Here is a 23,579-nt window from a genome sequence, read left to right on the forward strand (position 1 = left end):
ACCGCCCACCCGCTACCCAAGTAGCATTCGTCCCCCTTGCTCACCTTCGTACACTGACCCCTCAGCCACCCCGCGCCGGAGACCACGATGCAGCAGGCTCAAAACGACGGTGTGGTCCGCGCCATGTCCCAGGCTAACGACGCACGGCAGGCCGCCCAGGACCTGGCGCGCCAGTTGCTGCACCCGCACCTGGGTTTCGTGCTGTTCTTCTGTTCCGCCGAGTACGACTTGCAGGCCCTGGGCGAAGCATTGGAGCAGGATTTCGGCGGCATCCGCCTGGTCGGCTGCACCAGCGCTGGCGAAATCACCCCGCTGGGCTACGGCCGCAATTGCGTGACGGCGGTGGGCTTCGATCACCGGCACTTTTCGATTGCCACCGAATTGATCGATGAAATGGAGCACTTCAGCCTGATCGACGCGCAGCAGATGGTCGAGCGCCTGGTCGGCACCTGTCGCAGCAACACCCTGGCACCGATCAAGGGCCACAGCTTTGCCCTGACCCTGCTCGACGGCCTGTCCAGCCGGGAGGAGATGGTGCTGGCCGCCCTCAGCGCAGCCTTGGGGGACATCCCGCATTTTGGTGGTTCGGCAGGCGACGACAACTACCTGACCCGCACCCATGTGTACTTCGGTGGCGTGTTCCACAACGGTGCCGCTGTGGTGGTGCTGGTCAACACCTGGCTGGATTTCGAAGTGTTCACCACGCACCACATCCTCCCACGTGAGGAAAAACTGGTGGTAACCGGCGCCGACAGCGGCCAGCGTCGCGTCTTCGAGCTGAATGCCGAGCCTGCTGCGGAGGAGTACGCCCGCCACATCGGCGTGCCGGTGGCAGCGCTCGACTACCGGGTATTCGCTGCCCATCCGCTGGCCGTGCGCATTCATGATCAGTATTACGTGCGGGCGATCCAGCAGGTGCACCCGGACCTGAGCCTGAGTTTCTACTGCGCGGTGGAAAACGGCATCGTGCTTACCGCCATGACTCCAGGCCCGCTGTTGCCGAACCTGCACCAGCTGTTCGACGGCTTGCAGCAGCGCCTTGGCCCGCCGCTGCTGACCATCGGTTGCGATTGCTTTCTGCGGCGCCTGGAGCTGGAAGACCGGCACGGCCTGGAGCCGGTCGGTGCGTTCTTGCGCGAGCAGCGGGTGATCGGCTTCAACACCTACGGAGAACAGTTCAATGGCATGCATATCAACCAGACCTTCACCGGGGTCGCCATTGCCCGCAACCGGCCTCCTGTCGGGCGCTGAACTGCAGGCCGAGGTCATCCGGCTGCAGCACGAAAACCACAAGTTGCAGCGAATCAACGGCGCGTTGATTGAACGCATCGAGTCGGGGGTAACGCGGGGTAACGACCCCTATGCGGCGTTCCAGCATTCGGTGGTGCTGGCCGAGCAGGTACGTGAACGCACTGACGCCCTGAACCAGGCCATGGCTGAGCTCAAGGCCGTCAACCGCCTGCTCAGCGAGGCCCGACAGCGGGCCGAGACCGCCCACCAGCACCAGATTCGCCTGATCACCGACAATGTCCCGGCGCTGATCGCTTACCTGAATGCCGATCTGGTCTACGAATTCACCAACAAGGTTTATGAAGAATGGTATTGCTGGCCGCACGGCGTGATGCTCGGCCAGAGCCTGCGAGAAGCCCACAGCGAGCAGCATTACCAGCGGCTGGAAGCTTACGTGGCGCGGGCGCTGGCGGGTGAAAGCGTCACCTTCGAATTTGCCGAAACCAACATCAATGGCCAGGAGCGCTACATGCTGCGCTCCTACGTACCGAACCGCCTGGCCAATGGCGAGGTGGTGGGCATTTTCGTGTTGATCCGCGACATTACCGAGCGCCGCAATACCGCTCAGGCGCTGCACCAGGCCTATCAGCACCTGGAGCAACGTGTGCGCGAACGCACCGCGGAACTGACCAGCCTCAACGACCAGCTACTGCGTGAGATCGAGGAGCGCAGCCGGGCCGAGTCGCGCCTGCGGGAGGCCAAGCGCGAGGCCGAACAGGCCAACCTGTCGAAAACCAAATTCCTCGCTGCGGTCAGCCACGACCTGCTGCAACCGCTGAACGCGGCGCGGCTGTTCACCAGCGCGTTGCTCGAGCGCCGCGAGCTGCAAGACAGTGCCCACCTGGTTCGAAATGTCAGCAACTCGCTGGAAGATGTAGAAAACCTGCTAGGCACCCTGGTGGACATTTCCAAGCTCGATGCCGGGGTGATCAAGGCCGATGTGGCCCCGTTCGCCCTCAGCGAGCTGATGGACAACCTTGCCGCCGAATACGCCCAAGTGGCGCGCAGCGAAGGGCTTGAACTGCATTTTGTAGGTTGTTCGGCGGTGGTGCGCAGTGACACCCAGCTGCTGGCGCGGATCCTGCGCAACCTGCTCAGCAATGCCATCCGCTACACCCGCAGCGGGCGCGTGGTGCTGGGCTGTCGGCGCCAACGTGGCGGCCTGCGGATCGAAGTGTGGGACAGCGGTATCGGCATTGCCGAAGAACACCTGGAAGACATGTTCCAGGAGTTCAAGCGCGGCGACGTCCAGCGGCCGGACCAGGACCGTGGCTTAGGCCTGGGCCTGGCGATCGTGGATAAGATCGCCGGCATCCTCGGCCACCGGATCCGGGTGCGCTCATGGCTCGGCAAGGGCTCGGTGTTCGCCGTCGAAGTGCCGCTGAGCGCCACCGCGCCCAAGCCCCAGCCAAGCCAGGTGATCTGCGAGCCGATGCTTGACCGCCTGGGTGGGGCGCGGGTGTGGGTGCTGGATAACGATGCGGCGATCTGCGCAGGCATGCGCACCTTGCTGGAGGGCTGGGGCTGCCAGGTGGTCACTGCGCTGTCGGAAGAAGACCTGGCGCGGCAGGTGGACAATTACCACGCCGAGGCCGACCTGCTGATCGCCGACTATCACCTGGACAACGACTGCAACGGTGTCGACGCCGTGGCGCGGATCAATGCCCGCCGCGCCCAGCCGCTACCGGCGCTGATGATCACCGCCAACTACAGCAACGACCTCAAGCAGCAGATCCGCGAGCTGGGGCACACCCTGATGCATAAACCGGTGCGGCCGATGAAGCTCAAGACGGCGATGAGCCACTTATTGGCCAGCAGCATGACATAGCCGCTGGCCTTTTCGCAGGCTTCTGTGGGAGCGGGTTCACCCGCGAAAAGGCCGTTACAGGTCAACGCCTCAAGTAATCGGCAAAATCGATATCGCCGGCACTCAGGATCGCCTGCACCCGATTATGCACGTTCAACTTGCGCAAGATCGCCGAGACGTGCGCCTTGACCGTGGTTTCGGCGATATCCAGCGTGTAGGCGATCTGCTTGTTCGATTCGCCCTTGGTCATGCGCTCGAGCACCAGCAGCTGCTTGCGGGTCAGGGCCTGGAGCATTTCCGGCGGGAAGCTCGGTGTATCGTTGTGGCGCCGGCTGGTACTGCTTTTTTGCGCGCGGATGATGTCGGGTGGCAGGTAGACATTGCCATTGAGGATCTGCTCGATCGCTTCGATCATCTGCGAGCGCGGCGAAGACTTGGTGATGAATCCCACGGCACCGTAGGTGATGGCCTGCAGCACGATCTGCTTTTCCTGCTCGGCTGAAACGATCACGACCGGCGTGGTCGGCGCCTCGTTGCGCAGGGTGATCAGGCCGTTGAGGCCGTGCATGCCGGGCATGTTCAGGTCGAGCAGGATCAGGTCGAGGTCGTCGTGCGCCTGGGTCAATGCCAGGGCGCTGTCCAGGTCGGCCGTCTCCATGACCTCGCTGCCTTCAAAACCATCGCTGATGACGTTGTGGATGGCTTCGCGAAACAGCGGGTGATCGTCGGCAATCAGAATTTTGTACATGGCCTTTTCACCTTGTTTTTATTGGATGGGCACGCGTTCGCAGGCAAGTGATTCAGGGAAAGGGCACGGGTTGCGCCGGCTGCAGCGGCAAGTTGGCCTGTTGCCAGGCGTCCAGGCCGTCGCGGTACCAGTACAGGTTGTTATAGCCCAGGGCCTTGGCGCGTTTTACCGCGTTCCAGCTTAACCAGCAATCGGAGCGGCAGTAGAAGACCAGCGGTTGCTCTGGCTGCCCGGCGGTGGCTTTTTGCAGGTTACGCATGAAGTAGTCCTGCCAGGCCGGGCTCAGTTCACCGTCGCCGGTGTTGGCCAGCCACAGGCTGCCGGGGAGGTTGCTGTGCGGCTCGTCTTCGATGAAGCGGCCTTGCAGCCACTGGCGGCGATAGACGTCCACCAGCACCGGCCTGGGGGCCTGGCCTAGCAGGCGTTGCAGCGTGGCGGTGTCGATGACCTGGCCACCTTCGACCTGTTGCGGGGTGGGGCTGCGGTAGAGCGTGGTGCGATAGCCTTCGGCGGAGAACAGTGGGGTGGTGTCGGCCTGGGCAATACCCAATGACAGACACAGCGAAAGGGCAGCCAGCAAGGGGCGCAGGGCACGTGGCATGGGGATTTTCCTTTTTGTTATAGGCCCATTACATGCCAGTGGCGGTGCTTTGTGAATGCGACGATTAGACAGCAAAGGCAGTACTAAAGTAGTAGCTTGCGGTTAAAAAGAGAGATGCCACTTCAGCCCTGACGCTCCTGCACAGAGCAAGCAACAGAAGCTCAGCGGGGCTTGCGCAGCGCCGCATGCTGGGGGTTGAAGGTGAGTACCGCCAGCAGGGTAAACAAGGCGGTCAACCCCAGGCACACCGCCAGCGCCAGCAGGTTCAACCGCTCATAAAGCGCAAACCTCACCAGTTCCACGGCATGGGTAAACGGGTTAACAGCACACAGCCAGTACAACCACTGGCTGGCCTCGCGCATCTTCCACAGCGGGTACAACGCCGACGACAGGAAAAACAGCGGAAAGATCACGAAATTCATCACCCCGGCAAAGTTCTCCAGCTGGCGGATCGCGTTCGACAGCAACAGGCCCAGGGCGCTGAGCATGAACGCCACCAGCAGCAATGCCGGCAGCGCCAGCAGCAAGCCCGCGGCAGGTGGCTGCACGCCGTAGAGCCAGGCGATGGCGAGAAAGGCATTCACTTGCAGCAGGGAAATCAACGAGGTCGCCAACAGCTTGCTGCCCAGCAGGAACGGCCGCGGCAATGGGCTGGTCAGTAACACGCGCATGCTGCCCATCTCCCGGTCATAGACCATCGACAGCGAGCCCTGCATGCCGTTGAACAGCAGAATCATGCAGGCCAGTCCCGGAATGATGTACACCTCGTAAGGAATATAGGTGTCGTAAGGCTCGATGATGGCAATGCCCAGCGCCGCGCGAAACCCGGCGGCGAACACCAGCAACCACAGCAGCGGGCGCACCAGGGCACTGAGCAAGCGCGTGCGCTGCAACACGAAGCGCAGCCATTCGCGCAGCATGATGCCGTTGAAACATTGCCAGTAAGCGTTCATCGGGCGTCGGCTCCTGAGTGGGCGCTGGTCAGGCGGGCAAAGGCGTTGTCGAGGTCGCCGCCGTGCTCCAGGCTCAGCGCATCGGCGGTACCACGGGCTACCAGGCGCCCGTGATGCAGAATCAGCAGGTCATCGGTGGGCTGCACTTCGTCCAGCAGGTGGGTGGTCCACAGCACACTGAGCTGTTGCTCGCGGCATAACCGGCGCAGGTGCTGGTTGAGCGCCAGGCGGCTGGCCGGATCGAGGCCGACGCTGGCTTCGTCGAGCAGCAGCACGCGGGGTTCATGCAGCAGTGCGCGGGCAATTTCCACCCGGCGGCGATGGCCGATGTTCAGCTCGCGCACACGATCGCGACGGCGTTCGCCAAGCCCCTGGCGGGCCAGTTCGGCTTCGACCCGCAGGTTGCTCTGGCGCCGCGACAGGCCATGCAGCGCGGCGTGGTAGCGCAGGTTCTGTTCAACGCTCAGGTCCAGGTCCAGGGTGCTTTGCTGAAACACCACGCCCAGCTGACGCAAAGCCGGGCGTGCAGCGTTGCGCAGCGAGCAGCCGCACACGCGGATGTCGCCGTGTTGCAGGTCGTACAGCCGGGTAAGCAGGGCGATCAAGGTGGACTTGCCGGCGCCATTGGGGCCCAGCAGCGCGGCGAAGCGCCCGGGCGCCAGGCTGAAAGCCACCTGTTTGAGCGCTTCGCGGTGGCCGTAGGCGAAGCTCACATCAATGACGTCGAGGGCATTCATGGTGTTACCACCACGCCCCAGGGGTAGCGCCCGACCTTCACCGACTTGAGTACCTTGAGGTTCTTCGCGTCGATCACCGAAACGTCGCCACTGACGCCGTTGGTGGCCAGCAACTGGCTCTGGTCCGGGGTGAACGCCAGCTGCCAGACCCGCCGCCCGACCAGCAGGTAGTCGAGCACATCAAAGGTCGTGGCATCGACCACCGCCACATGGTTGGCCGGCCCCAGCGCGACGAACGCGTACTTGCCGTCGGCGCTGAGCTTGATGCCCACCGGTTGCACCTTGTCCGGGTGAACACCCTTGATCTGGAAATTCAGGGTTTTCAGCACCTGGCGCGTGGCCACGTCGAGGATGGTCACCGTGCCACCAATTTCCGCCGAGGCCCACAACCGCGAACCGTCCTTGTTGAACTCGACGAAACGCGGCCGCTGATCGACCAGGGTGCTGTCGGCCAAGGTCTGGGTGCTGGTGTCGATCCAGTGCAGCATGTTGGTGGTCTCACTGGTATTGACTGCCCACTTGCCGTCGGGGCTCACCGCCATGCCTTCGGGTTCGATACCAACGTCGATCTGCCCCAGCACCTTGTCGGTGACGGTGTCGATCACCGTCACCAGTGCGTCGTCCTCGTTGGACACATACAGCCAGCGGTCGTTGGGGTGCAGGGCAAACTGCTCGGGGTCCTTGCCGGAGGGCAGCTCCTTGATGATCTTGCGGGTGGCCACGTCCATCACCTGTACCCGGTCCGAGTCGCTGGCGCAGATGTACAGCAGCTTGTTGTCGTGTGACAGCAGCAGGCCGCGCGGGCGCTGGCCCACCGGCAGGGTCTCGGTGACTTCAAGGGTTTGCATGTCGATCAGGCTGAGGCTGTTGTCCTTCTCGTTGGACACCCAGGCAGTGGCGGCCATGGCCTGCCCGCTGGCCAGCGCCAGGGCGCCCGACAGCAGGCTGGGGTAAAGCAGGGCCCGGTGGAAGAGGGGGCGGCGCATGGCGAATTCCTTATTGTTGTGGTTATCGGGTCAGGGGTAGCTGCAGGTCACTTCGGGTTTGTCGTAGCCCAGGCTGTCCATTTCGTTGAAAGGGTGCAGGAAGCCCTCCTGCGGCGACGTGCTGACCAGGGCGCGCGGCTGCACCAGCGCGATTGGCTGGCGCAGTTCGCCGTTCCACGGGCGGTAGCTGAGCTTGCGGCCCTTGAAACCATCCAGTGGCAACTGTTCGCTGAGCAGCAGTTGTTGTAGCGCGCGGGGTTCGGCCTGGCGCAGCTTGCTGGCCGCGCTGGCAATGCTGCGCACGGCCATCCAGGCAGCAAAGTCACGGTCATTCATCCAGCGCCCGGCCTGGGCTTCGAAGCGTTTTTGCAGCTGCGCGGCGCCAAAGGTTTCCACGGTCTTGTGCCAGCCGGTGGGGGTGAGGCCCTGGGTGCCGGCCACGGGGCGGGGGTACCAGGTCTGGTAGGGCAGGTACTCGCCAAAGTCGCCGCGCTCGTCGGCCACCAGTACAACGTCGTATTCAGCGGTTTGGGTGAACAGCGGCATGTCGGCCTGGGCGCTGCGGCGCTGGTCGTTGTCGAAAGTCCAGGTCTTTTCCGCGACCAGTTGCAGGCCAAAGCGTTTCATTGAGCGGCGCAGGGCTGCGGCGTAGGCCTGGTCGTCTTCGGTCTGGCCGGCCACCAGCAGCGCCCGCTGCCACTTGCGCAGCACCAGGAATTGCACCAGCGCATCGGCCAGCATGGCGCGCCCCGGCAAGCTGTGCAGCACATTGCCCAGGCACTGGCTGCTGCGCAGGCCGTCGTCGGGGCTGCCGGCGTTGAACAACAGGCTGTCGGGGAGGGCGGCAGACAACGCGCGCAGGCTGGCGGCCGGGGCATTCACCACGAACAGCCGCAGGCCTTGGTCGTGCTGCGCCCTGGCTGCCTGCAACAAGGCCTCGGGGCTGTCGACTGTGGCGGGGGTCAGCTGGAATTGCTGCTTCAGGAAGCGCCCGGTGCTGTTGCTGTCGACAACCGCCAGCTCGGCGCCCTGGCGCCCGGCATCGGCAGGCTCAGGAATGATGTTGGACAGCAGCGGGCCGGGATCGGGGCGATAGCCCAGGTAGCCGATGCGTACGTTTAGCGCGTCTGTGGGCTGAGCGGCGGGCGCCAGGGGCGCAGCCAAGGTCGCGGCCAGGGCCAGCAGGCAGGTCAGGGCAAGGTGGGCAGGCTGGCGCATAACACACTCCACGGCAGATGGCGCCAGCATAGGAAGCCCGCCGTGAGGGGGAAATATGCAGAAAGTAGCGCCAGGCCGGTACCAAGGTAGTAATTCGGCGCGGCTGTTGCGGTTTTACGATGGGCCACAACGCCCCGAGGAGAATCGCCTGTGCGCCTTGTCAACCTGTCGGCTCTGTGGCGGATCAACCTGTGGGTCACGTGCTGTTTCGCCCTGGTGACGCTGGCCTGTGCCGGCGCGCTGTTGCACCAGGCGGTGGCGGATGTCGAGCGTGAATTGCAGTCTGCCGAAGCGGTGGTGGCGTACCTCGGTGACACTGCCGAACGCGACCCGGCAAGCCTGCAACCCCGGCTGACCCAGAGCCTGCGCCATGTGCGGGTGCACTGGCTAGCGGCGGGTGAAGCGCTGCGGCGACCGGCGCAGAGTGGCCTGGATGCCTGGTTGGGCCGCCAGCTGTTTGACGAGCGCCACAGCAGCCGCCGGCTGCTGGACCTGAATGACGGGCGCCGGGTGTTGATTGCTGTCGATCCACGGGATGAGATCGATGAAGTCTGGGACTCCCTGCAGCAACTGCTGGGTTTGTGTGGCGTGGCCTGGCTGTTGAGCCTGCTGACCATCCGCTGGGCGGTACGGCGGGCCATGGGCCTGCTGGATGAACTGCTGTGCGCCTTGCGTCAGGTTTCGGGCGGGCAGTTGACTGCGCGCTTGCGCGAGGCTGGCCTGCCGGAGGCACGCCAGCTGGCTACCTACTTCAACCACATGACCGCGACGCTGGAGCAGGCTCGGGCCGACAACGCCCGACTGACCCAGGCCCTGCTGGCGGCGCAGGAGCAAGAGCGCACCCAGCTGGCGCAGACCCTGCACGACGACCTTGGGCAATACCTGGCCGGTATTCGTGCCCAGCTCTGTCTGTTGCGTATGGTGGCTGAGCAGCCTGCGGTGGTGACACAGACGGCGCACGACCTCGAACTCAATTGCGAGCGCCTCCAGCAAGGCTTTCGCGCGCTGGTGCACAACCTGTACCCGGTGGCGCTGCACTACATGCCGCTGGCCGAGGCTTTCGGCCTGCTGGTGAGCCAGTGGCAGGCCAGCCAGGGTATCGAATGCCGGCTGCGGGTTGGCGAGCACTTGCCGGCGCTCCCCGGGGCGAGCAGAACGCACTTGTACCGCTTGCTGCAAGAGGCACTGACCAACGTCGCTCGGCATGCCGGCGCAAGCCAGGTGCGGGTGCGCCTGCAGCGCAGTGCCAAGGGTTTGCGCCTGTTCATTCGCGACAATGGCCGCGGGGCGCACCCGCCCCAGCGCCCAGGGGTAGGCCTGCACTCGATGGCCGAACGCGCCCGTAGCCTTGGCGGGGAGCTGCGCATCTTGAGCCGGCCGGGTAGCGGCTGGGCATTGGCCCTGAACATTCCCAAGGAGGTGTGATGAATATCCTGTTGGTCGATGACCATGCCGTGGTCCGCCAGGGCTATGCCAGCCTGCTGCGGACGGTGTTGCCGGCGATGCAGGTACGAGAGGCGGCCAGTGGAGAAGAGGCCTTGACCCGTGTGCAGGAGCAAGTGCCGAACCTGGTGGTCATGGACTTCGGCCTGCCCGGTATCAGCGGCCTGGAAACCACCCGCCGCCTGCGCCAGCGCCTGCCTCAGCTGCGGGTGCTGTTTTTCAGCATGCACGACGAGCTGCCGCTGGTGCGCCAGGCGCTGGAGGCGGGGGCTTCGGGCTACCTGACCAAGAACTCGGCGCCCCAGGTGTTGATCGAGGCGGTGCAGCGGGTGTTGGCCGGGCATGCCTACATCGAACAGCCCTTGGCTACGCAGTTGGCGTGCACGTCACAGCAAGGCAGCAGTGACCCCCGCTTGCAGCGCATGACCCAGCGTGAACTGGAGATTTTCACGATGCTGGCCAAAGGTACACCGATGCGGGTGATTGCCGAGCAGCTGTGCATCAGCGCCAAGACTGTGTCCAATCATTTGACCTTGCTCAAGAGCAAGTTGCAGGTCAGTTCGCATGCCGAGCTGGTGCACCTGGGCATCAACCTGGGGGTGGTGCGGGTGGCGGGGTGAGGTGTGTCAGCTGCGCTTGCTGGGGCTGCTTCGCAGCCCATCGCGACACAAGGCCGCTCCCACAATGACCGCGTACACACAGCAGTTGGTATGTACGCGGTCATTGTGGGAGCGGCCTTGTGTCGCGATGGGCCGCAAAGCGGCCCCTGCTAACTGAACTCATTTGTCCCATGTATCCGGGCATCCCTTGCACCCCTCCATGTTGGCCTCCTGGAAGTTCCCGTAATGCTGCCGCGCCCCGCGCAAATCCGCACGCGCCAGGTTGCTCTGGCCAAACTTGGCCTCCTGCAGGTTGGCATCGCTGAGGTTGGCCCCTTGCAGATCAGCCTTGCTCAGCCAGGCCATCTCCAGGTCCGCCGCCTGCAAGTTGGCCTGCTGCAGCTTCGCCCCGGACAACCTGGCGAACTGCAAGAAGGCAGCACTGAGGTCGGCCTTTTCAAACTGTGCCCCTTGGGCGAACAAGCCCCAGCCCTGAATGGCCACCAGCTTGCTGTTGCTCAGGTCCGCCACACGCAGGTTGCTCTGTTGCAGGCTGGCACGGGTCAGGTTGGCGCCCTGCAGGCGGGCTTTTTCCAGGTTGGCCAGGTCGAGCCGGGCATGGCGCAGGTCGGCATCACGCAGGTCGGCGCCGGCCAGGTTCATCTTGCGCAGGTCCTGGTTGGCCAGGTTGGCACCGCGCAGGTTGGCCCCCGGGCATTGGCTGGCTTCGGCAATGACGCAGCCGTTGATGGTCAACGGGGCATCGTTGCCATCGTCGTCGGCGCTCACGGCCAAGGCAGGGGACAGTACCAACAGCAAGGCAAATGGCAGGTAGTTCATGGTGAAAGGCTCTCAGTTGGAACAGGGCAGTTGTGGGGCGGACCTGAATGCATTCGGGATAAGCGTTATGGGGCCGCAATGCGGCCCCATAACGCTTTACCTCAGGCAGTCAACGCTGCGCAGTCTTGTTGTCCCAGCTCGGGATCTTGAACACCCAGAACGAGCCGCCCTGAGCCACCGGCTTGGTCAGCTCGGCCATGTCGCCGCCCCACAGCGGCACCGCGCCGCCGTAGCCCACGGTCACGCCGATGTACTGCTCGCCGTCCTGCTCCCAGGTGATGGGCGGCGAGACGATGCCGCTGCCGGTCTGGAACTTCCACAGCTCCTTGCCCGTCTTGGCGTCGAAGGCCTTGAAGAAGCCGTCGCCAGTGCCGGTGAACACCAGGTTGCCCTTGGTTGCCAGTACGCCCGCCCACAGCGGCAGATGCTCCTTGTGCTCCCACACCAGCTTGCCGGTGGTGGGGTCCATTGCCCGCAGGGTGCCGACATGGTCGTCGTACATGCGCTTGATACGGAAGCCCATGCCCAGGTAAGCCGAGCCCTTCTTGTAGTTCACTTCCTCGGTCCAGTATTCCTCTTTCCACTGGTTGCCCGGGATGTAGAACAGGCCGGTGTCCTGGCTGTAGGCCATGGGGTTCCAGTTTTTGCCACCCAGGAACGGCGGCGAGACTTCCACCGGCTTGCCCTTGGTTTCACCGGGCAGCGGTTTGGCCGGGCGTTGGCCGGGGTTTTCCACCGGGCGCCCGGTCTTCAGGTCGATATGGCTGGCCCAGGTGATGTTGTCGACGAAGGGGAAGGCGTTCTGCAGCTTGCCGTTGTTGCGGTCCACCACGTAGAAGAAGCCGTTGCGGTCGGCGTGCCCGGTGGCCTTGACCACCTTGCCGTCCTTGTCCTTGTAGTCGAACAGCACCAGCTCGTTGTTGCCGGAGAAGTCCCAGGCATCGTTTGGCGTGTGCTGGTAGAACCACTTCACCTCGCCGGTGCTGGGGTCGACACCGACCTGGCCTGAGGTGTAGAGGCTGTCGTAGTCGTGGGGGTTGCCATCCTTGGAGGTGCGCGCCCAAGTGTTCCAGGGGCCGGGGTTGCCAGCGCCAACGATGATGGTGTTGGTCTCGGCATCAAAACTGGCGCTTTGCCAAGGGGCGCCGCCGCCGTGGCTCCAGGCTTCGACCTTGCCGGTTTCGGTGGTCGGGTCGTCTGGCCAGGACGGCGCCTTGACGTCGCCGGTCGGGGTGCTGTCCTTGCCGTTCAGGCGGCCCATGTGGCCTTCGACGAAGGGCCGCATCCATACCTCTTCGCCAGTGTCCGGGTCGCGGGCGAACAGCTGGCCGACCACGCCGAACTCGTCGCCGGAGCTGCCGTGAATCAACAGCACCTTGCCGCTGGTCTTGTCTTTGATCAGCACCGGGGCGCCGGTCATGGTGTAGCCGGCGCTGTGGTCGCCGAACTTCTTGTTCCACACCACCTTGCCGGTATTTTTGTCGAGGGCGATGAGCCGCGCGTCCAGGGTGCCGAAGTAGATCTTGTCGCCGTAGATTGCCGCCCCGCGGTTGACCACGTCGCAGCACGGGCGAATGTTGTCGGGCAGGCGGTGGTTGTAGGTCCACAGGCGTTTGCCGGTCTTGGCATCGAGGGCAAATACCCGCGAGTACGAGCCCGTGACGTAGACCACGCCGTCGCTGACGATGGCCTGGGATTCCTGGCCGCGCTGCTTTTCGTCGCCGAAGGAATAAGACCAGGCCGGGGTCAGCTTGAACACGTTCTGGTCATTGACCTGGGCCAGCGGGCTCCAGCGCTGGGCATTGGTGCCCATGCCGTACTGCAGCACGTCCTGGGTGGTCAGGTGGTCGTTGGCGATGTCTTCCCAGGTGACGCTTTTGCCGGCAGGTGCAGCAGGTGCGGTGGCCGCTGTTGCCACATTGCCCAGGGCCAGGCTACCGGCCAGTAGCAGGACGCGCACGCTCAGGGCCAGAGGGGAAAGGGCAGGTAGCGATCTTATTGTCATGGTTGCAGTTCCCAGTGGAGGTTTTGGCCTGCACAGGGTGGGGCGGGGGCGCTGTCGCGGGATACGGAAAAAGTCCCGCCCTTGCCGGGAAGACTTCCCGAACGGCACCTCAATTGGCCCTTCGCCACAAGCCCTACTACCAAGGGAGTAAGGCCCGGCCACCAAAGCAGCATTCGAGCGTCCGCAGGCTGTTTCTAAGATGGCGGCACGGCCTCTGTGGTTGAGGCTTTGCGTGCAATGGTGAGGGCATAACAATGACAACAAAACGCAATGTGTTGCTTGCTGCAGGGCTGCTGGCCGCAGCGGTGCTGACCGGTACGGCCTGGGCTCATGGCAACGTGGTGCCCCAGGCGGTGGAGACCAAGGGCCTGACCCCGATCAAGGACGCCGGCGTAAGCCTGGACGGCGACGGGTGGGCTGCAGTAAACCCTTACCGCAGCTCGCCCGAGCACGACAAGGCCGTGGAAATCGGCGCCTCGGCTTACAACCAGAACTGCGCTGCCTGCCATGGCCTGGAGGCCAAGTCCGGCGGTATCGCCCCAGACCTGCGCATGCTCGATGCCGGTGACGCCGGGGATGAATGGTTTGTCGAACGGGTACGCCATGGCGCGGTCCGCGATGGCCGTGTGTACATGCCGAAGATGGCCGACTACCTCAGCCAGGAAGCCCTGTGGGCGGTGCGCACCTACCTGGACAGCGTGCACGTCGAGGAGTGACGGCCATGCGTCTGTTTGCCGTGCTGTTTTGTAGCCTGCTGCTGTGGTGCGCGACGGCCCAGGCGCAGGTGCGCAACTACGACGCGATCATCGCCGCCGGTGAGCTGAAAGTGGCGGTGTACAAGGATTTCCCACCTTACAGTTTCGAAGACCACGGCAAGCCCCGCGGCGTCGACGTTGAACTGGCGCAGGCGTTGGCCTCGGCCTTGGGGGTACGTTTGCAACTGATCTGGGCACCGCCCGGGGAAAAGCTCGATGACGACCTGCGTGACTACATCTGGCGCGGCAGCCCGCTGCGCCACCAGCAGTTGGCCGACCTGATGATGCGGGTGCCCTACGACCAAGCCTACGCACAAAAGCGCAACGAACTGGGCGAGCTGGAAAACGCCCAAGTGGCGATGTTCGGCCCTTATCAGCAAGAGCGCTGGCAGGTGGCCTACGACCGTCGTCGCCTGGCGTCGGTGGCCAGTGTGGCGGTGTTTCAGCAGCACCCGATCGGGGTCGAGGTGGACAGCGTGCCGTCGTTCTACCTCACTTCGGTGTTCAACGGCATGCTCAGTGCCAAAACCCACCACTACCCCGGCGTGCAGCAGGCGTTCAGCGCCATGCAGGCCGGCCAGGTGGACGCGGTGATGGCGATGCGCGGCGAAGTTGACTGGCAGTTGCACCAGGCCGCAGACCCGCAACTGGCCCTCGGGGAAAACGCCTACCCCAACCTGGGCAAGCAGGCCTGGGAAATCGGCATGGCCGTGCACGAAAGCAACCGGCAGTTGGCCTATGCCGTGGAGGAAGCCCTGGAGGCGATGATCCGCGATGGCCGGCTCAAGGCCATGTATGCCGCTTACGGCCTGCGCTACGAGGTCCCGGAGATGTATCAATAGCGGGGCACACACCTTCCCTGTGGGAGCGGGCATGCCCGCGAAGAATGCAACGCGGTGTCTGGCACCGGCTTCGCCGGTGTTCGCGGGCTTGCCCGCTCCCACAGGGCCTCGCTGAATCAGTGGCTTATGTGTTGTTCAATCAGGAGCAGGCCATGAACTGGCGAGCGACTTTCCTGCTGGCCTGCTGGATGCCTTGTGCAGCCCAAGCTGCCACCCCAGCCCCCCAGACGGACCCGGTGCCCTCGGTGATGTGGGACTTCTACCACAAGCAGCTGCTGGGCCAGGCCGCGTTCGTCTTCGATGAGCGCGTAAAGCTGCTGGCGCCGCCCTTTGCCGAGGACGCAAGGCAGGTGCCGCTGGAGATCGACGCCCGGGCATTCGCTGGCGAGGTGGTGCGGATAATTGCCTGGGCTGAACTCAACCCGCTGCCGCGCATTGTCGACTTTCAGCCCGGCGAGCGCGTGTTGCCCTGGTTGTCGATCCGTATCCGTATCGAACAGGCCACCCCGCTGCGCGCCGCCGTGCTGACACGCGATGGCCTGTGGCACGTCGGCTCAACCCTGATCGATGCCGCCGGTGGCGGATGTACCGCGCCCAGCGTGGTGCGCACCCAACCCGGTTGGGAAGACCACCTCGGAGAGGTGCTGGGCGGGCGCTACCCGCGTGGCGACAGCAGCCGCTTGCGCCTGCAGGTGGCCCACCCGATGGACAATGGCCTGGTCAGCGGTATTCCCGAGTTCTTCCTCAACCATGCCGAGTTGCTGGACGCGAACGGCCAGCGCCTGGCCAGCCTCGAGCTGTACCCGGCGGTCAGCGAAAACCCCAACCTGGGCTTCGATATCCAGGGTGCCGGACCGACCCGGCTGCTGTTGCAGGACAACAGCGGCAACCAGTTCGAGGCGGCGGTGCCCTGACCGCGCTGCCGCACTTTACCCCTGACCAGAGGCGCCCTTCATGCGTTGGATGATGCTGTTGCTGCTATGCCTGGGGCTACCGGCCTGGGCAGACCTGGACTACCGTCTCACGCCTCGGCAGATCGCCGAGGGCACCTGGTTGCTGGAGGGCAGCACCGACAACTTCGCCAAGGCCAATGGCGGCAATATCGTCAATACCGCGTTCATCGTCACCGACAGCGGCGTGGTGGTGATCGACAGCGGGCCGTCCAAACGCTACGGCGAAGCGTTGCGCCAGGCCATTGCAGCCACCACCGACAAGCCGGTGCTTGAAGTGCTGCTGACTCATCATCACCCTGACCATGTACTGGGTAACCAGGCGTTTGCCGATGTACCTGTCGGCGCTTTGGCCGGTACCGGCGACTTGCTGCGTCAGCAGGGCGAGGCCATGGCCGAGAACATGTACCGGCTGGTCGGCGACTGGATGCGCGGCACCGAAGTGGTGCTGCCGACCCGGGTGCTGCAGCCTGGTATCCACGAGGTGGGCGGGCACCGCCTGCGGTTGCTGGAGTTGAGCGGGCATACCGGCGCCGACCTGGCGATTCTGGATGAGAAGACCGGCGTGCTGTTCGCGGGCGATCTGGTGTTCTACGAGCGTGCCCTGACCACCCCCAACAGCCCCGGGCTTCAGGTGTGGCAAAAGGACTTGGACACCCTGCAAGCCTTGCCCTGGAAGCAGCTTGTGCCCGGCCACGGGCCGCTGGCCAGCGATGCCCGGCCGTTTGCACAGATGCGTGATTACCTGGGCTGGCTGGATGGGTTGATGCGCGACGGCGCGGCGCGTGGCGACGACATGGCCGAGATGATCCGCAGCCCCATCCCCGAACGCTTTGCCGGGATCAACCTGACCCGTTATGAGCTGATTCGCAGTGTCAGCCATCTGTATCCCCGCTACGAACGCCAACAACTGCAGCGCGTCGACGCCAACCCCTGACGCATTCCCCTGCAGGAGCGCAAGTCGAGGGGATGCGGCCCCGTACCAAGGAACTAGAAAACTCCGCACTGCGGGTAATTGTTGGCAACCGGGTCGGGACCAAGAATTCCCGGCACACCGGGAAATTTTCCCGGGCACAACAAAAAAACCAAAGGTAGCCGTCATGACCCGATCCCCGCGTCGCCCCTTGTTTGCCGTGAGCCTGGTGCTCAGCGCCATGCTGCTTGCCGGCGCGGCTCACGCCGCTGTCAGCAATGAAGAAATCCTCCAGGACCCGAAGAACCCGCAGCAGATCGTGACCAATGGCCTGGGCGTCCAGGGCCAGCGCTACAGCCCGCTGGACATGCTCAATGCCAACAACGTCAAGGAGCTGCGGCCGGTCTGGGCATTCTCCTTCGGCGGTGAGAAGCAGCGCGGCCAGCAGGCACAGCCGCTGATCAAGGACGGGGTGATGTACCTGACCGGTTCCTACTCGCGGGTGTTCGCCGTGGATGCCCGCACTGGCAAAAAACTGTGGCAATACGATGCACGGCTGCCGGATGACATCCGCCCTTGCTGCGACGTGATCAACCGCGGCGTGGCGCTGTACGGTGACCTGGTGTTCTTCGGCACCCTGGACGCCAAACTGGTCGCCCTGAACAAGGACACCGGCAAGGTGGTGTGGAGCAAGAAGGTGGCCGACCACAAGGAAGGCTATTCCATCAGCGCCGCGCCCATGATTGTCAACGGCAAGCTGATCACCGGCGTTGCCGGTGGCGAGTTCGGCGTGGTGGGCAAGATCCAGGCCTACAACCCCGAGAACGGCGAGCTGCTGTGGATGCGCCCCACCGTCGAAGGGCACATGGGCTATGTGTACAAGGACGGCAAGGCAATCGAAAACGGTATTTCCGGCGGCGAGGCGGGCAAGACCTGGCCCGGCGATTTGTGGAAAACCGGCGGCGCTGCGCCCTGGCTGGGCGGTTACTACGACCCGGAAACCAACCTGATCCTGTTCGGCACCGGCAACCCGGCACCGTGGAACTCGCACCTGCGCCCCGGTGACAACCTGTATTCCTCGTCGCGCCTGGCGCTGAACCCTGACGACGGCACCATCAAGTGGCACTTCCAGAGCACGCCGCATGACGGCTGGGACTTCGACGGCGTCAACGAACTGATTTCGTTCAACTACAAGGACGGCGGCAAGGAGGTCAAGGCTGCCGCCACGGCCGACCGCAACGGTTTCTTCTACGTGCTGGACCGCACCAACGGCAAGTTCATTCGCGGCTTCCCCTTCGTCGACAAGATCACCTGGGCCACCGGCCTGGACAAGGACGGCCGGCCGATCTACAACGACGCCAGCCGCCCAGGCGCACCCGGCAGCGAAGCCAAGGGCAGTTCGGTGTTCGTCGCCCCGGCCTTCCTTGGCGCCAAGAACTGGATGCCGATGGCCTACAACAAGGACACCGGGCTGTTCTACGTGCCTTCCAACGAGTGGGGCATGGACATCTGGAACGAAGGCATTGCCTACAAGAAAGGCGCAGCGTTCCTCGGCGCCGGCTTCACCATCAAGCCGCTCAACGAAGACTATATCGGCGTACTGCGTGCCATCGACCCGATCAGTGGCAAGGAAGTGTGGCGGCACAAGAACTACGCGCCGCTGTGGGGCGGGGTGCTGACCACCAAGGGCAACCTGGTGTTCACCGGCACGCCGGAGGGCTTCCTGCAGGCCTTCAACGCCAAGACCGGCGACAAGGTCTGGGAATTCCAGACGGGCTCCGGCGTGCTCGGTTCGCCCGTGACCTGGGAAATGGACGGCGAGCAATACGTGTCGGTGGTCTCTGGCTGGGGGGGCGCGGTACCGCTGTGGGGGGGCGAAGTGGCCAAGCGGGTCAAGGACTTCAACCAAGGCGGCATGCTCTGGACCTTCAAGCTGCCCAGGCAGCTGCAGCAAACGGCAAGCGCCAAGCCGTAGAGCAGTGGCCTGAGGCAAGCGGCCCTACTACCAAATGACGAGAGCCCCGCTGCCAACGATGCATTCGCCTGGCACGCGGGGCTTTTTACCATCGGTCCATCGCCTGTCGTGGGACAGGCATCGACCCGCAGAGGCTCAGCATGATCTACGCACAACCCGGAACCCCAGGCGCCGTCGTGTCCTTCAAGCCACGTTATGGCAACTTCATCAATGGCGAGTTCGTGCAGCCGTTGGCTGGCCAGTACTTCATCAACAGCTCGCCGGTCAATGGCCAGCCGATTGCCGAGTTCCCGCGTTCCACTGCCCAGGACGTCGACCGCGCCCTGGACGCCGCGCACGCAGCCGCCGAAGCCTGGGGCAAGACCTCGGTGCAAGACCGCGCCCTGGTGCTGCTGAAGATTGCCGACCGTATCGAACAGAACCTGGAAGTGCTGGCCGTCACCGAAAGCTGGGACAACGGCAAGGCGGTGCGCGAAACGCTCAATGCCGACGTGCCGCTGGCAGCGGACCACTTCCGCTATTTTGCCGGTTGCATCCGAGCCCAGGAGGGCGGCGCGGCCGAAATCAACGAGGGCACCGTGGCTTATCACATCCATGAGCCGCTGGGCGTGGTCGGGCAGATCATCCCCTGGAACTTCCCGCTGCTGATGGCTGCCTGGAAGCTTGCCCCGGCCCTGGCCGCCGGCAACTGTATGGTGCTCAAGCCGGCCGAGCAGACGCCTCTGTCGATCACCATTTTTGCCGAGCTGGTCGCCGACCTGCTGCCGGCGGGCGTGTTGAACATCGTCCAGGGCTTCGGCCGTGAGGCCGGCGAAGCGCTGGCCACCAGCAAGCGCATCGCCAAGATCGCCTTTACCGGCTCTACGCCTGTGGGGTCGCACATCATGAAGTGCGCGGCCGAGAACATCATCCCGTCCACCGTCGAACTGGGCGGCAAGTCGCCGAACATCTTCTTCGAAGACATCATGCAGGCCGAGCCCGCGTTCATCGAGAAGGCCGCCGAGGGCCTGGTGCTGGCGTTCTTCAACCAGGGCGAAGTGTGCACCTGCCCGTCCCGGGCGCTGATCCAGGAATCGATCTACCAGCCATTCATGGCCGAGGTGATGAAGAAGATCGCCAAGATAACGCGGGGCAACCCGCTGGACACCGAAACCATGGTGGGTGCCCAGGCCTCGGAGCAGCAATACGACAAGATTCTGTCCTATCTGCAGATTGCCAAGGAGGAGGGCGCGCAGCTGCTCGCCGGCGGCGGTGCTGAGCAGCTGCAGGGCGACCTGGGCAGCGGTTACTACATCCAGCCGACCCTGCTCAAAGGCAACAACAAGATGCGTGTGTTCCAGGAAGAAATCTTCGGCCCGGTGGTGGGCGTGACCACCTTCAAGGACGAAGCCGAAGCGCTGGCAATTGCCAACGACACCGAGTTTGGCCTGGGCGCCGGCCTGTGGACCCGCGACATCAACCGCGCCTACCGCATGGGGCGCGGCATCAAGGCCGGCCGCGTGTGGACCAACTGCTACCACCTGTACCCGGCGCATGCAGCGTTTGGCGGCTACAAGAAGTCTGGCGTGGGCCGTGAAACCCACAAGATGATGCTCGATCACTACCAGCAGACCAAGAACCTGTTGGTAAGCTACGACATCAACCCGCTGGGCTTTTTCTAGGCCGCGTCGCGGCCTTTTCGCGGGCTCGCCCGCTCCCACAGGGATCGTACAGGGTTTGAATGCTGTGCAATCCCTGTGGGAGCGGGCATGCCCGCGAAGAGGCCGGCACAGGAAACAAACTCCCCTACCAACGCACCCCGCAAGTTCCTTCCAAAGTAGCATTCGGCCCTGGCGCCCCCCGTGCATTAATGCATCTACCGGACTCCCCCGGCACAACAAGAGGACTGCCCATGTGGAATAAACCCGCCTTTACCGACCTGCGCATCGGCTTTGAAGTGACGATGTACTTCGCCAATCGCTGATGTGCCACCCGGCCACTACGGTGGCCGGTTCCTCTGACTGCCCGTGGCTGAGCCAGTGCTGCTCATTGGTCTGGTTGCTTTCGCTGCGGGATGCTTTACGCTGGCGGTTACCTTCCAGAACAATAAGAACAGGCTTGCCAATGAGCCAGAGTTTCAGCCCGCTTCGCAAGTTCGTATCGCCTGAAATCATCTTTGGTGCCGGCTGCCGGCATAACGTCGCCAATTACGCGAAAACCTTCGGTGCCCGCAAGGTGCTGGTGGTCAGTGACCCGGGCGTTATCGCCGCCGGCTGGGTGGCGGACGTGGAGGCCAGCTTGCAGGCCCAGGGCATTGATTACTGCCTGTATACCGCCGTGTCGCCCAACCCGCGGGTCGAAGAGGTGATGCTCGGCGCCGAGATCTACCGGCAGAACCACTGTGACGTGATCGTCGCCGTCGGCGGCGGCAGCCCGATGGATTGCGGCAAGGCCATCGGCATCGTGGTTGCCCACGGGCGCAGCATCCTCGAATTCGAAGGCGTGGACATGATTCGCGTGCCCAGCCCGCCGCTGATCCTGATCCCGACCACGGCCGGCACCTCGGCGGATGTGTCGCAGTTCGTGATCATCTCCAACCAGCAGGAGCGCATGAAGTTCTCCATCGTCAGCAAGGCGGTGGTGCCGGACGTCTCACTGATTGACCCGCAAACCACCCTGAGCATGGACCCGTTCCTGTCGGCCTGCACCGGTATCGATGCGCTGGTGCATGCCATCGAAGCCTTTGTTTCCACCGGCCACGGCCCGCTGACCGACCCCCACGCGCTGGAAGCCATGCGCCTGATCAATGGCAACCTGGTAGAGATGATCGCCAACCCGGCCGATATCGGCCTGCGCGAGAAGATCATGCTGGGCAGCATGCAGGCGGGGCTGGCGTTTTCCAACGCGATTCTGGGTGCGGTTCACGCCATGTCCCACAGCCTGGGGGGCTTCCTCGACTTGCCTCATGGCTTGTGCAACGCGGTGCTGGTGGAGCACGTGGTGGCGTTCAACTACAGCTCGGCGCCGGAGCGCTTCAAAGTGATTGCCGAGGTATTCGGCATTGATTGCCGCGGCCTTAACCACCGGCAGATCTGCGGGCGCCTGGTGGAGCACCTGATTGCGCTGAAACACGCCATCGGTTTCCATGAAACCCTGGGGCTGCACGGCGTGCGCACTGCGGACATTCCGTTCCTGTCGCAACATGCGATGGGCGACCCGTGCATCCTGACCAACCCCCGTGCGTCGAGCCAGCGTGATGTCGAGGTGGTTTATGGCGAGGCCCTCTGAAGAACAGCAGCGCGCGCTGGCCGGGCTGTTGGGGCTGGGTGACCATTCGGCACGCAAAAGCCATTACCCGGAGCTGGCGGCCCGCCTTGACGAACTGGAAGCCGAACGCAACCGTTACAAATGGCTGTTCGAAAACGCCGTGCACGGGATTTTCCAGGCCAGCCTGCAGGACGGTATGCGTGCCGCCAACCCGGCGCTGGCGCGTATGCTCGGTTACGACGACCCGCAAGCGGTGCTGTTTTCCCTGACCGACCTGGCCGCCAACCTGTTTGACGGCGGTGCCGAAGAGTTGCAGGCGATTACTGCGGTTCTCGCCCGTGAGCGCAGCCTGCACGGTTACGAAACACGCTTGCGGCGCAAGGACGGCAGCCACCTTGATGTGCTGATGAACCTGCTGCTCAAGCCTGGGCAGGAGGGCCTGGTGGAGGGTTTTGTCGCCGACATCACCGAACGCAAGCTGGCGCAGCAACGCCTGCAACAGCTCAATGACGAGCTGGAGCAACGGGTTGCTGCGCGTACCGATGAATTGCTGGAGGCCCGCGATGCTGCAGAAGCTGCCAACCGCAGCAAGGACAAATACCTCGCTGCCGCCAGCCATGACCTGCTGCAACCGCTGAACGCCGCCCGCCTGCTGATCTCCACGTTGCGCGAGCGGCCATTGCCAGAGGCCGAGCATGTGCTGGTGGAGCGTACCCACCAGGCTCTTGAGGGCGCCGAAGACTTGCTGACCGACCTGCTGGACATTTCCCGGCTCGACCAGGCAGCGGTGAAGCCGGACGTGGCCGTGTACCGCCTCGACGAGTTGTTCGCACCCCTGGTCTCGGAGTTCCGCTCGGTGGCCGATGCGCAAGGCCTCAAGCTGCATGCGCGCATCCCGGACTGCGCCATCAGCACTGACCTGCGGCTGATGACACGTATCCTGCGCAACTTCCTCAGTAACGCCTGCCGCTACACCGACGAAGGCCGGATCTTGCTGGGGGCAAGGCGCCGGGGTGGCCATTTGCGGCTGGAAGTGTGGGATACCGGGCGGGGTATTGCCGAAGACCGGTTACAGGCGATCTTCCTTGAGTTCAACCAACTGGACGTCGGCCGCGCAGCGGATCGCAAGGGCGTGGGGCTGGGGTTGGCCATCGTCGAGCGGATTGCCAAGATTCTCGGCTACCGGATTGAGGTACGTTCGTGGCCGGGGCGTGGCTCGGTGTTCAGCATCGAGGTCCCGCTGGGTAAAGAGGTGCCGCTGGCCGCTCACCAGGCTGTGCCGCTGCCAAGCGTCGGCAACCCGTTACCGGGCCGCCGCCTGTTGGTACTGGACAACGAAGTGAGCATCCTCGAGAGCATGGGCGCGCTGCTTGGGCAGTGGGGCTGCGAAGTGGTGACCGCGACCGACCAGGCCGGTGCCTTGCTGGCCTTGCAGGGGCAGGCCCCGGAACTGATCCTGGCCGACTACCACCTGGACCATGGCGTGGTGGGTTGCGAGGTGGTCAGGTATTTGCGTGAGCATTTTGCCACCGCCATACCTGCGGTGATCATCACCGCCGACCGCAGCGATCAATGCCGGCGGGGCTTGCAGAAACTGGGCGCGCCGCTTTTGAACAAACCGGTCAAGCCTGGGAAATTGCGCGCGGTATTGAGCCAGTTGCTGGGGTAAAC

At 64.0% G+C, this 23,579-nt stretch carries 21 protein-coding genes; 13 read left to right on the forward strand and 8 right to left on the reverse strand.

All coding sequences use genetic code 11. From position 1 onward, the window contains the following. Nucleotides 1–87 precede the first annotated feature (87 nt). Both nosP and AC07XM_RS02640 read left to right on the forward strand, forming a co-directional pair. The gene (gene nosP / locus AC07XM_RS02635; RefSeq protein WP_016486171.1) at nucleotides 88–1,251 is read left to right on the forward strand and encodes a nitric oxide-sensing protein NosP; all 1,164 of its coding nucleotides are present in this window, start codon (nucleotides 88–90) and stop codon (nucleotides 1,249–1,251) included. Continuing rightward, entirely contained in the window at nucleotides 1,220–3,118 is a 1,899-nt protein-coding gene (locus AC07XM_RS02640) for a PAS domain-containing hybrid sensor histidine kinase/response regulator (protein ID WP_016486172.1), read from the forward strand. Before nosP ends, AC07XM_RS02640 begins: the two co-directional genes overlap by 32 nt. A gap of 61 nt (nucleotides 3,119–3,179) precedes the next feature. Here the strand turns inward: AC07XM_RS02640 and AC07XM_RS02645 are convergent, their stop codons facing one another. The 6 genes from AC07XM_RS02645 to AC07XM_RS02670 all read right to left on the reverse strand — a co-directional run bounded on the left by AC07XM_RS02645 (nucleotide 3,180) and on the right by AC07XM_RS02670 (nucleotide 8,340). Further along, nucleotides 3,180–3,845 (reverse strand): response regulator transcription factor, encoded by a 666-nt coding sequence (locus AC07XM_RS02645; protein ID WP_060516772.1) that lies wholly within the window; start codon nucleotides 3,843–3,845, stop codon nucleotides 3,180–3,182. 52 nt (nucleotides 3,846–3,897) lie between these two features. Beyond that, nucleotides 3,898–4,446, reverse strand: a complete 549-nt coding sequence (locus tag AC07XM_RS02650; protein ID WP_016486174.1) for a PQQ-dependent catabolism-associated CXXCW motif protein — start codon at nucleotides 4,444–4,446, stop codon at nucleotides 3,898–3,900. Between the two features lie 161 nt (nucleotides 4,447–4,607). Beyond that, entirely contained in the window at nucleotides 4,608–5,399 is a 792-nt protein-coding gene (locus AC07XM_RS02655; protein WP_102688841.1) for an ABC transporter permease, read from the reverse strand. Beyond that, nucleotides 5,396–6,136, reverse strand: coding sequence for an ABC transporter ATP-binding protein (locus tag AC07XM_RS02660; RefSeq protein ID WP_102688842.1), 741 nt, complete (start codon nucleotides 6,134–6,136; stop codon nucleotides 5,396–5,398). The genes AC07XM_RS02655 and AC07XM_RS02660 overlap by 4 nt, the downstream gene beginning before the upstream one ends. Beyond that, nucleotides 6,133–7,122: a YVTN family beta-propeller repeat protein gene (locus AC07XM_RS02665; protein WP_060516768.1), complete on the reverse strand. Its 990-nt coding sequence runs from the start codon at nucleotides 7,120–7,122 to the stop codon at nucleotides 6,133–6,135. Before AC07XM_RS02665 ends, AC07XM_RS02660 begins: the two co-directional genes overlap by 4 nt. A gap of 30 nt (nucleotides 7,123–7,152) precedes the next feature. Beyond that, nucleotides 7,153–8,340, reverse strand: coding sequence for an ABC transporter substrate-binding protein (locus AC07XM_RS02670; protein ID WP_016486178.1), 1,188 nt, complete (start codon nucleotides 8,338–8,340; stop codon nucleotides 7,153–7,155). 150 nt (nucleotides 8,341–8,490) lie between these two features. Between AC07XM_RS02670 and AC07XM_RS02675 the strand changes: the two genes are divergently transcribed. Both AC07XM_RS02675 and AC07XM_RS02680 read left to right on the forward strand, forming a co-directional pair. After that, nucleotides 8,491–9,765: a sensor histidine kinase gene (locus AC07XM_RS02675; RefSeq protein ID WP_096425950.1), complete on the forward strand. Its 1,275-nt coding sequence runs from the start codon at nucleotides 8,491–8,493 to the stop codon at nucleotides 9,763–9,765. Then, nucleotides 9,765–10,403 carry a response regulator gene (locus AC07XM_RS02680; RefSeq protein ID WP_023046938.1) on the forward strand — a complete coding sequence of 213 codons (639 nt, stop codon included), beginning with the start codon at nucleotides 9,765–9,767 and terminating at the stop codon, nucleotides 10,401–10,403. Before AC07XM_RS02675 ends, AC07XM_RS02680 begins: the two co-directional genes overlap by 1 nt. Before the next feature lie 159 nt (nucleotides 10,404–10,562). On the opposite strand, the gene AC07XM_RS02685 is transcribed toward AC07XM_RS02680, so the two are convergent. Next, on the reverse strand, nucleotides 10,563–11,222 hold the full coding sequence (locus AC07XM_RS02685; RefSeq protein WP_016486181.1) for a pentapeptide repeat-containing protein: 660 nt from the start codon (nucleotides 11,220–11,222) through the stop codon (nucleotides 10,563–10,565). A gap of 109 nt (nucleotides 11,223–11,331) precedes the next feature. Beyond that, on the reverse strand, nucleotides 11,332–13,227 hold the full coding sequence (exaA, locus tag AC07XM_RS02690) for a quinoprotein ethanol dehydrogenase (protein WP_024717797.1): 1,896 nt from the start codon (nucleotides 13,225–13,227) through the stop codon (nucleotides 11,332–11,334). Between the two features lie 254 nt (nucleotides 13,228–13,481). Between exaA and pedF the strand changes: the two genes are divergently transcribed. From pedF to AC07XM_RS02735, 9 genes are all read left to right on the forward strand, one after another. Further along, nucleotides 13,482–13,943 (forward strand): cytochrome c-550 PedF, encoded by a 462-nt coding sequence (pedF, locus tag AC07XM_RS02695; RefSeq protein WP_016486183.1) that lies wholly within the window; start codon nucleotides 13,482–13,484, stop codon nucleotides 13,941–13,943. Nucleotides 13,944–13,948: 5 nt separating this feature from the next. Next, the gene (locus AC07XM_RS02700; RefSeq protein ID WP_102688843.1) at nucleotides 13,949–14,824 is read left to right on the forward strand and encodes a substrate-binding periplasmic protein; all 876 of its coding nucleotides are present in this window, start codon (nucleotides 13,949–13,951) and stop codon (nucleotides 14,822–14,824) included. 152 nt (nucleotides 14,825–14,976) lie between these two features. Further along, nucleotides 14,977–15,738: a quinoprotein dehydrogenase-associated SoxYZ-like carrier gene (locus tag AC07XM_RS02705; RefSeq protein ID WP_095114908.1), complete on the forward strand. Its 762-nt coding sequence runs from the start codon at nucleotides 14,977–14,979 to the stop codon at nucleotides 15,736–15,738. Nucleotides 15,739–15,778: 40 nt separating this feature from the next. Beyond that, entirely contained in the window at nucleotides 15,779–16,711 is a 933-nt protein-coding gene (locus AC07XM_RS02710) for a quinoprotein relay system zinc metallohydrolase 1 (protein ID WP_016486186.1), read from the forward strand. Nucleotides 16,712–16,874: 163 nt separating this feature from the next. Next, entirely contained in the window at nucleotides 16,875–18,662 is a 1,788-nt protein-coding gene (gene pedH, locus AC07XM_RS02715; RefSeq protein ID WP_016486187.1) for a PQQ-dependent alcohol dehydrogenase PedH, read from the forward strand. A 140-nt stretch (nucleotides 18,663–18,802) separates the two neighbouring features. Then, entirely contained in the window at nucleotides 18,803–20,323 is a 1,521-nt protein-coding gene (exaC, locus tag AC07XM_RS02720; protein ID WP_102688844.1) for an acetaldehyde dehydrogenase ExaC, read from the forward strand. Between the two features lie 230 nt (nucleotides 20,324–20,553). Further along, a complete protein-coding gene (pqqA, locus tag AC07XM_RS02725; protein ID WP_010455123.1) occupies nucleotides 20,554–20,625 on the forward strand; it encodes a pyrroloquinoline quinone precursor peptide PqqA in 72 nt (23 codons plus the stop codon). A gap of 140 nt (nucleotides 20,626–20,765) precedes the next feature. After that, complete coding sequence (ercA, locus tag AC07XM_RS02730; protein ID WP_016486189.1) at nucleotides 20,766–21,929, forward strand: alcohol dehydrogenase-like regulatory protein ErcA; 1,164 nt, start codon at nucleotides 20,766–20,768, stop codon at nucleotides 21,927–21,929. Continuing rightward, entirely contained in the window at nucleotides 21,913–23,577 is a 1,665-nt protein-coding gene (locus AC07XM_RS02735) for a PAS domain-containing hybrid sensor histidine kinase/response regulator (RefSeq protein WP_016486190.1), read from the forward strand. Before ercA ends, AC07XM_RS02735 begins: the two co-directional genes overlap by 17 nt. Nucleotides 23,578–23,579: the final 2 nt, after the last annotated feature.

This window comes from Pseudomonas sp. GW460-LB5 (assembly GCF_059423245.1).